Genomic DNA, 12,708 nt, shown 5'->3' with positions numbered 1-12,708 from the left:
GGCTCAGCCGCGCCAGCGCTCGAGCAGGGCCAGGGTCGCCTCGACCCGCGCCCGCGCACCTTCGGCGCTGTCGGCCTCGGCATAGACGCGCAGCTCCGGGGCGTTGCCCGAGGGGCGCAGATGGACGATCTCGCCGGCGGCGAAGGTGAGACGCAGCCCGTCGGTCTGGTCGACCTCGGCGACGGCGCCGAGCGCCTCACCGAACAAGGCGCCGATCGCCGCGGGATCGGCGGCGAGCGCAGCGATACGCGACTGCGCCTGCGCCGAAGGGAACTCGCGCAGCCGATCGCTCGCGGTGAAGCGTGGCGGCAGCTCGGCGGCGAGCGCGGCGAGCGGCAATGCGCGCGCGGCGCTCGCCTGCAGCAACGCGAGGGCGACGATCACCGCGTCGCGTGTCGGCAGCGCCGCCAGCACCCGCCCGTCGCGCTCGATGGCGCTGCCGAGCAGGAAACCACCATTGGCCTCATAACCGACCACCGGCGCCAGACCACGCCCGAGCAGCGTCGTCATCCCGGCGATCACATAGGGCGACCCGATACGGGTGCGCAGCACCTCGGTGAAGCCCCCGCAACGCTCGACGGCGGTATTGCTGCTCACCGGGGTGACCACCGCCGCGGCGCCGAGCTGGCGCGCGCAGAGGATGCCGGCGATATCCCCGCGCAGCCACTCGCCCCGGGCATCGGCGACCAGCGGGCGGTCGCCGTCGCCATCGGCCGAGACCAGCGCATCGAACGCGCCATCGGCGCACCACTCACGCGCCAGCGCGACGTCCTCGGGACGGATCGCCTCGGTATCGACCGGCACGAACCGATCGGCGCGCGCCAGCCGCCGCACCTCGGCGCCAAGTGCTTCGAGCAGCTCGGCGAGACAGTCGCGTACCACGCTCGAGTGCTCGTAGACCCCGACCCGCAGCCCACGCAGACAGCCCTCGGGGAAGAAGTCGAGATAGCGCCGCAGATAGGCGCTGCGCGCCGCGTCACTCGCCGGCGGCAGCGGCGCGGCGGCGGTGTCGACAAAGGCCCCCGCGGCGGTGAACAGCTCCCCGGGCGCGATCACCGGCAGGGCGCGGATCGCCGCCTCGTCGTCCTTGAGGATCTCGCCACTGGGCAGATTGAACTTGATGCCATTGCGGTCGTCCGGGATATGGCTGCCGGTGACCATCAGCGTCGGCACGCCCCGGGCAAGACCGTAGGCCGCAAGCGCCGGGGTGGGGATGCGACCGTGGTCGCGCGGTTCCAGACCGAGATCACGCGCGGCACGGGCACAGGCGCGGAGGATACGCTCGGTGCTCGGGCGCAGGTCGCCGGCGAGGCCGACCTCGGCGCCGGCGGCCAGCGCCCCCTGGTCACGAACATAACGGAGAAAGGCATGGGCATAGGCGTAACAGACCCGGTCGGTCATCGCCGTCGCCAGCCCACGAGCGCCACTGGTCCCGAACTTGACCCCTGAGGTCGTCATCAACTCGTCGATCAGCACCCTTGCCTCCCTTAGCTCTTCAACGCATGGCCGATTGCGACAGTCTAGAACCGCCAGCGGCCAGCGGCCAGCGGCCAGCGGCCAGCGGATTGAACCGCAAAGCCGCGAAGAACGCCAAGGGATGAATAGCAACCAGCCGCCGGCCTCCAGTGGGCGCGCAGCCTCGACGACGGGCGCACTGACGACTGGTGGCTGGAGGCTGATCGCTGGCGGCTAAGACCCGACGGCTACGCCGCCGTCACGGGTCCATGAACTCGAGTTCGCGGCCGATGTTGCGGCCGTAGAAGATCTCGCTCAGCTCGCGGCGCAGCAGCTTGTGGATGCGCTTGTACTCGCGATCGGAGAGGTCCTTGGCCTTGATGCAGAAGAGATAGTCATCGACGCGGAAGTGCTTGAGGACCATCTTGGTGTGGAACATGTTCTCCTGATAGACGTTGACGTCCATCATCTGGAACTTGCGCTTGGTGTCGTTCGAGAGATAGTTCTGGATCGAGCTGATGTTGTGGTCGATGAAGTGCTTCTTGCCACGCACGTCGCGGGTGAAGCCGCGCACCCGGTAGTCCATGGTGACCACATCCGACTCGAAGGAGTGGATCAGATAGTTGAGCGCGCGCAGCGGCGAGATCCGACCACAGGTCGAGACGTCGATATCGGCGCGGAAGGTACTGATCCCGGTCTGGGGATTGGTCTCGGGATAGGTGTGGACGGTGATGTGGCTCTTGTCGAGATGCGCCACCACCGCCTCGGGCAGCGGCCCCGGGGTGGCGTTGTTCGACAACGCCTCGGCGGCGATCGGCTCCTCCGAGATCAGCATGGTCACCGAGGCACCCTGGGGCTCATAGTCCTGATGCGCGATGTTGAGGATATTGGCGCCGATGATCTCGGTGACATCGGTCAGGATCGCGGTCAGGCGCTCGGCGTTGTAGGCCTCGTCGATATACTCGATATAGGCCTCGCGCTGCTCGTCCGAGTCGGCGTAGCAGACATCGTAGATATTGAAACTGAGCGACTTGGTCAGGTTGTTGAACCCTTCCAGGCGCAGCTTCTTCAACGGATTGGGCATTCCTCAGGAACCTCGGAAACAACGGAAGGCGCGGGCGCTAACGTGGTGGCGCATCCGCAACGGAGACGGCTGTATCACGCAGCTCGAAGTCGTGGGTGATCTCGGCGGTGGCGCCGAGCATGATCGAGGCCGAGCAGTACTTCTCGGCGCTGAGCGCGATCGCGCGCTCGACCCGCTTGGGGTCGAGTCCCTGTCCGCTGACGATGAAGTGCGCATGGATCCGGGTGAAGACCTTGGGGTCGCGCTCGGCACGCTCGGCCGTGAGCTCGACCACGCAGTCGCTGACCTGCTGGCGGGCCTTGCGCAGGATCTGCATCACATCGAACTGGGTGCAGCCACCCATGCCGATCAACAGCAGCTCCATCGGTCGAGGACCGAGGTTGCGCCCCCCGTACTGGGGCGGTCCGTCCATCACCACTGCATGTTCGGACCCCGCATCGCCGGCCATGCCGACCATGGCCGCACCCTCGAGCCACTTCACCCGCGCTTTCATATCCCGTTTGCTCCCGTCTGCTCCGCCGTCACCCGCCAGGCCACGCCCGACCGACCCCGGCCTCGAACCGGGCGAAGGCTAACACAGTTCGACAATGCACAGCAGCATGCATAGAATCGTGAGACGACAAGGCGCTCTGGCAAGCTTCGCATGAGCATTCTGACACCACCGAAAAAGGACCCGCCCTGGCTGCAGCCCTTCCTGTCGCAGTGTCATACCAAGACCTACGACAAGAACGTGGACTTCATCCGCCAGGGCCAGCCAGCGGAAAGCCTCTACTATCTGATCGAGGGGTCGGCTGCCGCATTGATCGATGACGCCGACGAGCGGCGCACGATCATGCTCGCCTATATCAACAAGGGCGAGTTCATCGGCGAGATGGGGCTGTTCGTGCCGCAGAACACGCGCAGCGTGATCGTGCGCACCCGCACCAAGTGCAAGGTCGCCGAGATCACCTATCAGCGCCTCGACCGGCTGCTCGAGAACGAGTTCAAGGTCTATGCCAAGGACTTCCTCTACAGCGTCGGCTACCAGCTCTCCACCCGGCTGCGCCAGACCAGTCGCAAGGTCAGCCATCTGGCCTTCCTCGACGTCACCGGGCGCATCGCCGGAACACTGCTGGATCTCTGCAAGCAGCCCGACGCCATGACCCACCCCGACGGGATGCAGATCCGCGTCACCCGTCAGGAGCTCGGACGCATCGTCGGCTGCTCGCGCGAGATGGCGGGCCGGGTGCTCAAGAACCTCGAGGAGCAGGGGCTGGTCAGCGTCAAGGGCAAGACCATCGTGGTGTTCGGCACCCGCTGAACCCCGGACCACGCCGGCCACAGCCCCCCGGTCGGCGCATCACGCCCGGCGGCACGCTCGCGGCGCATCTCCCCCGATCACGACTCACGGACTCGCCCCCGCGCGCCGTCGGTGCGATCGTGCACGCACGGGCTCGGGGATGATGCGGGACGAGGACCCGACCGCCGCCGCGTCCTCTCGGCAGCGCGGCGCGGCGCCGGGGTCTAGTCGGCGAAGAACAGGGCGTGCAACGCGGCGCCGGGGTCCTCGGCGCGCATGAAGGCCTCGCCGACGAGGAAGGCATTGACCCCGTGCCCGCGCATCCGGGTGACATCGGCACGCTCCAGGATCCCGCTCTCGGTCACCAGCAGTCGCTCTTCGGGTACCCGGTCGAGCAGTCCCAGGGTGGTCTCGAGACTGACCTCGAAGCTGCGCAGATCGCGGTTGTTGATACCGATCAGCTCACCGGGACAGGCCAGGGCGCGATCGAGCTCCTCGCCGTCGTGGACCTCGACGAGCACGTCGAGCCCAAGCTCGCCGGCCAGGGCGCCGAGATCGCGGAGCTGGGCGTCGTCGAGACAGGCGGCGATCAACAGGATGGCGTCGGCGCCGATGGCACGCGCCTCGACGACCTGATAGGGGTCGATGATGAAGTCCTTGCGGATCACCGGCAGCGCGCAGGCCGCGCGCGCCTCGCACAGATAGGTCTCGCTGCCCTGGAAGAAGTCGGCGTCGGTGAGCACCGAGAGACAGGCGGCGCCGGCGGCGGCGTAGCGCGCGGCGATCTCGTCCGGGACGAAGTGCTCGCGCAGCACCCCCTTGCTCGGGCTGGCCTTCTTCACCTCGGCGATCACCGCCGGGTCGCCGGCGGCGACACGCGCGCGCAGCGCCTGCGCGAAACCGCGCACCGGGGATTGCTCGGCGGCGGCGGCGCGCAACTCGGCGAGCGGGCGACGCGCGGCGCGCGCGCTCACCTCCTCGGCCTTGCGGTGGACGATCTTCTTCAGGATATCCGGGGTCTCTCGCATCTCTTCGTCCTCAAGTCGTGGCCAGCGCGGCTTCGAGACCGCCGGTCAGGGCGCACAGTCGATCGAGCCGGCGACGCGCCTCGCCGCTGTCGATCACCTCGGCGGCGCGCCCCACCCCCGCCGCCAACGAAGGCGCCCGCCCGGCGACATAGATCGCCGCGCCGGCATTGAGCAGCACCATCTCGCGCGCCGCGCCCGGCTCGCCGTCGAGCACCCCGCGCAACACCCGCAGACTCTCCTCCGGTCCCGACACCCGCACCTGCTCGAGTGCGGCGCGGGTCAATCCGAAGTCCTCCGGGCGCACGCTGTAGCGATGAATCTCACCGTCGCGCAGCTCGGCGATGTCGGTGCGCTCGCCGATGCTGATCTCGTCGAGCCCGTCGCGCGCGTGCACCACCATCACATGACGGCTGCCGAGCCGGCGCAACACCTCGGCCAGGGGTTCGAGCAGGTGCTCGGCGAACACCCCGAGCACCTGGTTGGAGACCCGTGCCGGATTGGTCAGCGGACCGAGCACGTTGAACAGGGTGCGCACCCCGAGCGCGCGACGCGGCTCGACCGCGTGCTTCATCGCGCTGTGATGCCCCGGGGCGAACATGAAGCCCACCCCGACCTCGTGGACACAGCGCGCCACCTCCGCCGGACTGAGGTCGAGACGTACCCCGGCGGCCTCGAGCACGTCGGCCGCGCCGGACTTGCTCGACACCGAGCGGTTGCCGTGCTTGGCCACCCGGCAACCGGCGGCGGCGGCGACGAACATGCTGGTGGTGGAGACGTTGAAGGTCCCCGAGGCGTCGCCCCCGGTGCCGACGATGTCGACGGCATGATCGAGACCGTCGAGCTCGACCCCGGCGGCGAGATCGCGCATCACCGCCGCGGCGGCGGCGATCTCGGTGACCGACTCGCCCTTCATCCGCAGCGCGACCAGGAAGCCGGCGATCTGTGCCGCGCTCGCCCCCCCGGTCATGATGGTGTGCATCACCGCGCGCATCTGCGCGTCGTCGAGGTCACGTCGCTCGATACAGTGTGCAATGGCGTCCTTGATGTCCATCAGTCCCGGTCCTCGATGAAGTTACGCAGCAGGTCATGACCGTGATCGCTGAGGATCGACTCCGGATGAAACTGCACCCCCTGGATCGGCAGGGTGCGGTGCCGCACCCCCATGATTGCATCGAGCGCGCCGTCCTCGGTCTGCGTCCAGGCGGTCACCTCGAGACACTCGGGGAGGCTCTCGGGGTCGATCACCAGCGAGTGATAGCGGGTCGCCACGAAGGGGTCGGCGAGCCCGGCGAACACCCCGCAGGCGCGGTGGTACACCGGCGAGGTCTTGCCGTGCATCACCTCGCGGGCGCGGACGATGCGCGCGCCGAACACCTGACCGATCGACTGGTGACCGAGACAGACGCCGAGGATCGGCACCCGCCCGGCCATGGCGTCGATCAGCGCCATCGAGATCCCCGCCTCGTTGGGGGTGCAGGGTCCGGGTGAGATGACGATGCGCTCGGGGCGCATCGCCACCACCTCATCGACCGTGCACTCGTCGTTGCGCACCACCCGCACCTCGGCGCCGAGTTCACCGAAATACTGCACCAGGTTGTAGGTGAAGGAGTCGTAGTTGTCGAGCATCAGCAACATGGTCATTCCCCCTTCAGCCCGCAGCCGTAACGATCGATGCCCATCTCGGCGGCACTCACCGCGCGGAAGATGGCGCGCCCCTTGTTCATGGTCTCCTGCCACTCCAGCTCGGGCTGGGAATCGGCGACGATGCCGGCGCCGGCCTGGATGTGCAGGGTCCCGTCGCGGATCACCGCGGTACGGATGGCGATGGCGGTATCCATGTTGCCGTTCCAGGAGAGATAGCCCACCGCGCCGGAGTAGATCCCGCGCTTGACCGGTTCGAGTTCGTCGATGATCTCCATGGCGCGGATCTTCGGCGCGCCGGAGACGGTGCCCGCGGGGAAGGTCGCGCGCAGCACGTCGATCGCGCTCATCCCCTCGCGCAACCGCCCGGTGACGTTGGAGACGATGTGCATGACGTGCGAGTAGCGCTCGATCACCATCTTGTCGGTGAGGCGCACGCTGCCGATCTCCGAGACCCGGCCGGCGTCGTTGCGCCCGAGGTCGATCAGCATCAGGTGCTCGGCCAGCTCCTTGGGGTCACTCAGCAGGTCGCGTTCGAGCGCCTGGTCCTCGGCCTCGTTGGCGCCGCGCTTGCGCGTCCCGGCGATCGGGCGCACGGTCACCTCCTCTTCCTCCAGCCGGGTGAGGATCTCCGGCGAGGAGCCGACGATCTGGAACTCGCCGAAGTCGAGGAAGTACATGTAGGGCGAGGGATTGAGCCCGCGCAGTGCGCGATAGAGATCGAGCGGCGGGGCCTTGAAGGGGATCGACAGACGCTGCGAGAGCACCACCTGCATGCAGTCGCCGGCAAGGATATAGTCCTTGGTCCGCTCGACCGCGTCCTTGAAGCCCTGCTCGGTGAAGCCGGAGACGAAGTCGCTCTCGTCGACCTGGCGGCGCTCGCCGCTGTGGTGCGGCACCAGCGGTCGACACATGCGCTCGGTGAGCGCGTTGATCCGCGCCTGCCCCGACTCCAGGGTGTCGCCCGCGGTGGGGTCGAGGTGGAGGACGATATAGAGCCGACCGCTGAGGTTGTCGAACACCACCACCTCGTCGGAGACCATCAGCAGGATGTCCGGGGTGTCGAGCTGATCGGGATTGGGCGAGTCGCCGAGCCGGGGCTCGATATAGCGGATGGTGTCGTAACCGAAATAGCCCACCAGACCGCCGGTGAAACGCGGCAGCCCCTCGACGTCGAAGGCCTCGAAACGCGCCTGATAGGACTCGATCCAGGCCAGCGGGTCGGCGACCTGGTGCGACTCGATCACGGCGCCGTCGCGCTCCAGGCTGACCTCGTGACCACGCACCCGCAGCAGGGTGCGACAGGGCAGGCCGATGATCGAGTAGCGTCCCCATTTCTCGCCGCCCTGGACGGACTCGAAGAGATAGGAGTTGGCGCCGGCGGCGAGCTTGAGATAGACGCTCAGCGGGGTCTCGAGGTCGGCGAGGACCTCGCTGACGAGCGGAATGCGGTTATAGCCCTGCTCGGCGAGGGCACAAAAGGTCTCGGGAGTCATATGGATCTCCTGACGGCTGAGTTTGGACGATAGGGGTCAGACGAAGGCGACTTAGCGTCGCCATCGCCACCCTACCGTCACTCGAGCCGCGTCGATCCACATGATGTGTCAGAGTCCGTTTGCCGTGTCGTCGCCCCGCGCTCAGCGGGACGGGGCCAGTATCCCGGTCAATTCGGTCAGCGAGTCGATGACCGCGTCGGGACCGCTGTCGCGGATGTCCTGGCCGTGATTGTACCCATAGCTGGTGCAAATAATACCGAATTTTGCCGCTCGTGCAGCACGCACATCGCTCACCGAGTCGCCGACCATCAGCGAGGCGGCCGGGTCGGCGCCGAAATGACGCGCCGCATGCTGCAGCGGTAACGGATCGGGCTTGCACGCCGGCAGGGTATCGCCGCTGATGATGATGCCAAAGTCCTCGTAGAGCCCGAGATGACGCAGCAGCGGCCCGGTGAAGCGCGCCGCCTTGTTGGTCACCAACCCGAGCGGATAACCGGCCGCCTTGAGGAAATCCAGCCCCTCGCGCACCCCGGGATAGAGCGCGGCGCGCTCGAAGGTGTACTCGGCATAGAGTTCGAGGAAGATCGGATAAGCGCGGTCGAACTCGCTCGCATCGGGCTCGCCATCGAGCGCGCCGACCAGGGCGCGGCGCACCAGCCGCTCGAGCCCGTTGCCGACCCAGTTGCGCACTGCCGCCTCGCCACAGGGCGCACGGCCCAGACGCGCCAGCATGGTATCAACGCAGTAGGCGAGGTCGGGGACGCTGTCGACCAGGGTGCCGTCGAGATCGCAGAGCACCATCTGCGGGCGGAGGAGCGAGGCGGCGGCGGTCATCAGCGCCCCGCCCCGGCCAGCGCCTCGCGCATCTGGCCGATGATGGTGTCGTAGCGGTTGGGGTCCTCGACGCGGCCCTTGCCGAAGATGCCGGAACCGGAGACGAAGGTGTCGGCGCCGGCGGCCTTGATCTCGGCGATGTTGTCGACCTTGACCCCGCCGTCGATCTCGAGACGGATGTCACGACCGCTGGCATCGATGCGACGGCGCGCCTCGCGCAGCTTGTCGAGGGTCGCGGGGATGAAGCTCTGGCCACCGAAGCCGGGGTTGACCGACATCAGCAACACCATGTCGACCTTGTCCATCACATAGTCGAGATAGCTCAGCGGCGTGGCCGGGTTGAACACCAGCCCCGACTTGCAGCCCTGGTCGCGGATCAGCTGCAGGCTGCGGTCGACGTGCTCGCTGGCCTCGGGGTGGAAGGTGATGTAGCTCGCCCCGGCGGCGGCGAAGTCGGGGATGATGCGATCGACCGGCTTGACCATCAGGTGCACGTCGATCGGGGCCTCGACCCCGTGCTTGCGCAGCGCCTCGCACACCAGCGGGCCGATGGTGAGGTTGGGCACGTAATGGTTGTCCATGACATCGAAGTGAACGATGTCGGCGCCGGCGGCCAGCACCTGATCGACCTCCTCGCCGAGCCGGGCGAAGTCGGCCGAGAGGATCGATGGCGCAATCAGGTCTCGAGTCATGGCTAGGTCCCCCTGGATTCGTTTTTTTCGGCGTCGCGCCCCGGGTAGGGCGCGGACTGGATCGATGCGCGCGTCGCGCGGCCTCAGAGCCCCAGCGGCGGCGACAGCGTGAAGGACACGCCCGGCGCCTCGTCATACTCGGCGTCGCCCTCCTCCCACTCGAGCGAGCCCATGCTGTGGGCGTCGCGCCAATAGGTCTGATAGAACTCGAGCATGGGGTTGTCGAGCACCTGACTGGGTGCGCCGAGGGTCGATTCGAGCTGATCGCGACTGGCGCGATACCAGTCGAGCCCGGCGTCCTCCTTGATGAAGGAGATCGCCGCCAGACGACCATCGACGAAGCGGTAGATGCGTTGATCGAAGCGCACATCGCCGACCGTGGGGGCGGCGGAGGGATCGACACAGAGGGTGAACTCGCGGCCCTGGAAACGCTCCTGGTGCAGCACCTCGAAGCCCGCCGGGCGGTCATCGTTCCAGTCCATGCCACCGAGTGCCTGATCGAGTCCGGCGGCGAGCGCCTGGCCTCCACACAGCAGCGCCAGCGCACCGATCAAACCGTACCCTTTCGCTCTACCGCTCATCCTACAGTACCGCCGTTGGTCATCTCCTTAGAGCGCCCGAGTATAGGCAGAGCCCGCACACGGGTGCAATGACAGGCCGGCGCCAGCGAACAGCGAACAGCGAACAGCGAACAGCGAACAGCGAACAGCGAACAGGAGATTGAACCGCCAAGATACCGTCTTGCCCGTCAATCGCCGATCATGCACACCAGCCTCGCCTACTGGAGGCTGGATGCTGATCGCTGGAAGCTGATTCGAACCGCAAAGCCGCAAAGCACGCAAAGCACGCAAAGCACGCAAAGGAAAGGTAGAGCCTCCAGCGACCAGGCTCCAGTCACCAGTGGGTGTGCGTCCTCGGCAGCAGCACGGCCTGCCATCACCTTGGCGCCGGTGTCAGCGACCAGCGACCACTGGTCGCTGGTCGCTGGTCGCTGGTCGCTGGTCGCTGACAACTTGAACACCTTTGCGCTCTTTGCGGCTTGGCGGTTCAATCCTCCCGGCTGGCGGCTGGCGGCTGGCGGCTGGCGGCTGATGGCTGATGGCTGATGGCTTGAATCCCTTCGCGCCCTTTGCGGTTCAAACTTCCTGGCGGCTGGCAAGCGCCAAGCGGCGGCACTCACCCGCGGGCGCGGGTGATGGTCTCGTAGGCGCGGCGGATCTCCTGGGTCTTCTGCGAGGCGGCGCGGATCTGCGCCTCGCTCACCCCCTGCGAGACCAGCTTGTCGGGGTGGTGCTGACTCATCAACCGGCGATAGGCATGCTTGACCTCGACGTCGCTCGCCCGGGCGCGGAGGCCGAGCACGGCATAGGCGCGTGAGAGCGGCAGCTCGCGCCGCGGCGCCGCGCCAGGCCCGGCGGAGCTGTCGCCACCGGCATCGCGGACCCGACGCTGCAGCGAGACCAGCAGCTCGATGCGTCGATAGGCGCCGTTGGAGACCTCGAGCCCGCGCCGGATGGTCTCGAGCGCGGCGCGCTGCGCGCGCGAGGGCGGACCGTCGACATAGGCCATCGACAGCGCCACCTCGAGCAGCAGATGCAGCATCGGCCCCTGACCGGCGGCGACCTCGTGCAGCGCCGCGATCTCGGGCGCCAGCGCGAACTCCGGCGCCTTGCCGGCGCCGAACAGCGCGATTGCGCTCTGGCGCTGAGGCGCGCCCAATCCCATCCGGGTCATCACCGATTCGGCATAGGCGATCTCGGCCTTGCTCACCCGGCCATCGGCCTTGGCCACATGCCCCATGACACGGAACCCGGCCTCGAAGAAGCGCTGCTGGATACGCGAACGCTGCTCCAGGGTGAGCCGCTCTCCCCCCTTGGCGCTCCAGCCACGATCGACGCCACGCCCGAGCGCGGCGCCGAACAGGGCACCGAGCGGACCGCCGAACACCAACCCGAGACCGCCGGCGACGGCCGTACCGAACCAGCGCATGCATGTACTCCGTATGATGATTGCGAGATCAGGATGTCGGGCCCGCCCCAGGAACACCAGGGGCCGGCGCAGGCTCGCAAGACTAGCACGGCACAGCGGGCCTAACCCGTCCGGTTTGGAGGGGTTGCTAAGATGGTGCGATCACCACTTCGCAGCGGTCACAGGAGACCCAGATGCACTACAGACGACTCGGCCGCACCGACCTCGAGGTCAGCGCGCTCTGTCTCGGCACCATGACCTTCGGCGAGCAGAACAGCGAGACCGAGGCGCACGCCCAGCTCGACCGCGCCCGCGCCGCCGGGATCAACCTCATCGATACCGCCGAGGTCTATCCGGTCCCGCCCCGCGGCGAGACCCAGGGGCGCACCGAGACCTATATCGGCAACTGGCTCAGACAGCGCGGCTGTCGCGACGAGATGGTGCTCGCCACCAAGGTCGCCGGTCCTGCCGACTGGCTGCCGCATCTGACCCGGCGGCTCGACCGGCACAACATCGCCAGCGCGATCGAGGGCAGCCTGCGCCGCCTGCAAACCGATGTGATCGATCTCTACCAGCTGCACTGGCCGGATCGTCAGACCAACTTCTTCGGTCGGCTCGGCTACAGCCCCGCCGAGATCGACGACAGCGTGCCGCTGCGCGAGAGCCTGGAGGCGCTCGCCGAGCTGGTGCGCGCCGGCAAGATCCGCCATGTCGGCCTCTCCAACGAGACCCCCTGGGGGCTGATGCACGCCCTGACCCTGGCCGAGCAGCACGGTCTGCCCCGGGTGGCGAGCATCCAGAACCCCTACAACCTGCTCAACCGCACCTTCGAGATCGGCCTCGCGGAGGTCGCACTGCGCGAGGACTGCGGTCTGCTCGCCTACTCGCCGCTGGCCTTCGGCGTACTCTCGGGCAAGTATCTCGACGGCAAGCGCCCGGCCGGGGCGCGAATCACGCGCTTCTCGCGCTTCAAGCGCTACAACAACCCCCAGGCCGAAGCGGCCACCGCCGAGTACGTCGCCCTCGCCCGTCACCACGGTCTCGACCCGGCGCAGATGGCGCTGGCCTGGGTCAACACCCGTCCCTTCGTCTCCAGCACCATCCTCGGCGCCACCACGCTCGAGCAGCTCGAGCACAACCTCGGCAGCCTCGAGATCACGCTCGACGCCGCACTGCTCGCCGAGATCGAGGCGATCCAGACCCGCTGGCCCAACCCATCCCCCTGAGCCGG

General features: G+C 67.7%; 13 protein-coding genes. 2 read left to right on the top strand and 11 right to left on the bottom strand.

Annotated elements, in window-relative coordinates:
• Positions 1–3: 3 nt before the first annotated feature.
• The 3 genes from ACAM26_RS04870 to ACAM26_RS04860 form a co-directional block, all read right to left on the bottom strand.
• Positions 4–1,476 (bottom strand): phosphomannomutase, encoded by a 1,473-nt coding sequence (locus ACAM26_RS04870; protein ID WP_369613210.1) that lies wholly within the window; start codon positions 1,474–1,476, stop codon positions 4–6.
• Between the two features lie 238 nt (positions 1,477–1,714).
• On the bottom strand, positions 1,715–2,539 hold the full coding sequence (gene speD / locus ACAM26_RS04865; protein WP_123139544.1) for an adenosylmethionine decarboxylase: 825 nt from the start codon (positions 2,537–2,539) through the stop codon (positions 1,715–1,717).
• A gap of 37 nt (positions 2,540–2,576) precedes the next feature.
• Positions 2,577–3,032 (bottom strand): OsmC family protein, encoded by a 456-nt coding sequence (locus tag ACAM26_RS04860; protein WP_005224497.1) that lies wholly within the window; start codon positions 3,030–3,032, stop codon positions 2,577–2,579.
• 150 nt (positions 3,033–3,182) lie between these two features.
• Between ACAM26_RS04860 and crp the strand changes: the two genes are divergently transcribed.
• Positions 3,183–3,839, top strand: coding sequence for a cAMP-activated global transcriptional regulator CRP (gene crp, locus ACAM26_RS04855; RefSeq protein WP_005224498.1), 657 nt, complete (start codon positions 3,183–3,185; stop codon positions 3,837–3,839).
• A 203-nt stretch (positions 3,840–4,042) separates the two neighbouring features.
• On the opposite strand, the gene trpC is transcribed toward crp, so the two are convergent.
• From trpC to djlA, 8 genes are all read right to left on the bottom strand, one after another.
• Positions 4,043–4,846 carry an indole-3-glycerol phosphate synthase TrpC gene (trpC, locus tag ACAM26_RS04850; protein ID WP_369613209.1) on the bottom strand — a complete coding sequence of 268 codons (804 nt, stop codon included), beginning with the start codon at positions 4,844–4,846 and terminating at the stop codon, positions 4,043–4,045.
• A 10-nt stretch (positions 4,847–4,856) separates the two neighbouring features.
• Positions 4,857–5,897: an anthranilate phosphoribosyltransferase gene (gene trpD, locus ACAM26_RS04845; RefSeq protein WP_123139546.1), complete on the bottom strand. Its 1,041-nt coding sequence runs from the start codon at positions 5,895–5,897 to the stop codon at positions 4,857–4,859.
• The gene (locus ACAM26_RS04840) at positions 5,897–6,481 is read right to left on the bottom strand and encodes an aminodeoxychorismate/anthranilate synthase component II (protein ID WP_123139547.1); all 585 of its coding nucleotides are present in this window, start codon (positions 6,479–6,481) and stop codon (positions 5,897–5,899) included. The genes trpD and ACAM26_RS04840 overlap by 1 nt, the downstream gene beginning before the upstream one ends.
• A gap of 2 nt (positions 6,482–6,483) precedes the next feature.
• Entirely contained in the window at positions 6,484–7,983 is a 1,500-nt protein-coding gene (trpE, locus tag ACAM26_RS04835) for an anthranilate synthase component I (protein ID WP_123139548.1), read from the bottom strand.
• 141 nt (positions 7,984–8,124) lie between these two features.
• Complete coding sequence (locus ACAM26_RS04830; RefSeq protein ID WP_123139549.1) at positions 8,125–8,817, bottom strand: phosphoglycolate phosphatase; 693 nt, start codon at positions 8,815–8,817, stop codon at positions 8,125–8,127.
• Positions 8,817–9,509 carry a ribulose-phosphate 3-epimerase gene (rpe, locus tag ACAM26_RS04825; RefSeq protein WP_123139550.1) on the bottom strand — a complete coding sequence of 231 codons (693 nt, stop codon included), beginning with the start codon at positions 9,507–9,509 and terminating at the stop codon, positions 8,817–8,819. Before rpe ends, ACAM26_RS04830 begins: the two co-directional genes overlap by 1 nt.
• An 83-nt stretch (positions 9,510–9,592) precedes the next feature.
• Positions 9,593–10,090 (bottom strand): hypothetical protein, encoded by a 498-nt coding sequence (locus ACAM26_RS04820; protein WP_132228978.1) that lies wholly within the window; start codon positions 10,088–10,090, stop codon positions 9,593–9,595.
• A gap of 595 nt (positions 10,091–10,685) precedes the next feature.
• Positions 10,686–11,498, bottom strand: coding sequence for a co-chaperone DjlA (gene djlA, locus ACAM26_RS04815; RefSeq protein ID WP_123139552.1), 813 nt, complete (start codon positions 11,496–11,498; stop codon positions 10,686–10,688).
• Positions 11,499–11,671: 173 nt separating this feature from the next.
• Here djlA and ACAM26_RS04810 point away from each other — a divergent pair, with 173 nt between their 5' ends.
• On the top strand, positions 11,672–12,703 hold the full coding sequence (locus ACAM26_RS04810; RefSeq protein ID WP_369613208.1) for an NADP(H)-dependent aldo-keto reductase: 1,032 nt from the start codon (positions 11,672–11,674) through the stop codon (positions 12,701–12,703).
• Positions 12,704–12,708: the final 5 nt, after the last annotated feature.

It is taken from the genome of Marichromatium sp. PS1, assembly GCF_041155115.1.
GTDB classification, from domain to species: Bacteria; Pseudomonadota; Gammaproteobacteria; order Chromatiales; family Chromatiaceae; genus Marichromatium; species Marichromatium gracile.
This window is presented reverse-complemented; position numbering and strand designations above follow the sequence as displayed.

Coding starts and splice junctions, on each gene's coding strand:
- speD (WP_123139544.1), bottom strand. CDS start 2,539: ATGCCCAATCCGTTGAAGAAGCTGCGCCTGGAAGGGTTCAACAACCTG.
- trpD (WP_123139546.1), bottom strand. CDS start 5,897: ATGGACATCAAGGACGCCATTGCACACTGTATCGAGCGACGTGACCTC.
- ACAM26_RS04840 (WP_123139547.1), bottom strand. CDS start 6,481: ATGTTGCTGATGCTCGACAACTACGACTCCTTCACCTACAACCTGGTG.
- ACAM26_RS04860 (WP_005224497.1), bottom strand. CDS start 3,032: ATGAAAGCGCGGGTGAAGTGGCTCGAGGGTGCGGCCATGGTCGGCATG.
- ACAM26_RS04810 (WP_369613208.1), top strand. CDS start 11,672: ATGCACTACAGACGACTCGGCCGCACCGACCTCGAGGTCAGCGCGCTC.
- trpC (WP_369613209.1), bottom strand. CDS start 4,846: ATGCGAGAGACCCCGGATATCCTGAAGAAGATCGTCCACCGCAAGGCC.
- ACAM26_RS04820 (WP_132228978.1), bottom strand. CDS start 10,090: ATGAGCGGTAGAGCGAAAGGGTACGGTTTGATCGGTGCGCTGGCGCTG.
- djlA (WP_123139552.1), bottom strand. CDS start 11,498: ATGCGCTGGTTCGGTACGGCCGTCGCCGGCGGTCTCGGGTTGGTGTTC.
- ACAM26_RS04830 (WP_123139549.1), bottom strand. CDS start 8,817: ATGACCGCCGCCGCCTCGCTCCTCCGCCCGCAGATGGTGCTCTGCGAT.
- crp (WP_005224498.1), top strand. CDS start 3,183: ATGAGCATTCTGACACCACCGAAAAAGGACCCGCCCTGGCTGCAGCCC.
- rpe (WP_123139550.1), bottom strand. CDS start 9,509: ATGACTCGAGACCTGATTGCGCCATCGATCCTCTCGGCCGACTTCGCC.
- trpE (WP_123139548.1), bottom strand. CDS start 7,983: ATGACTCCCGAGACCTTTTGTGCCCTCGCCGAGCAGGGCTATAACCGC.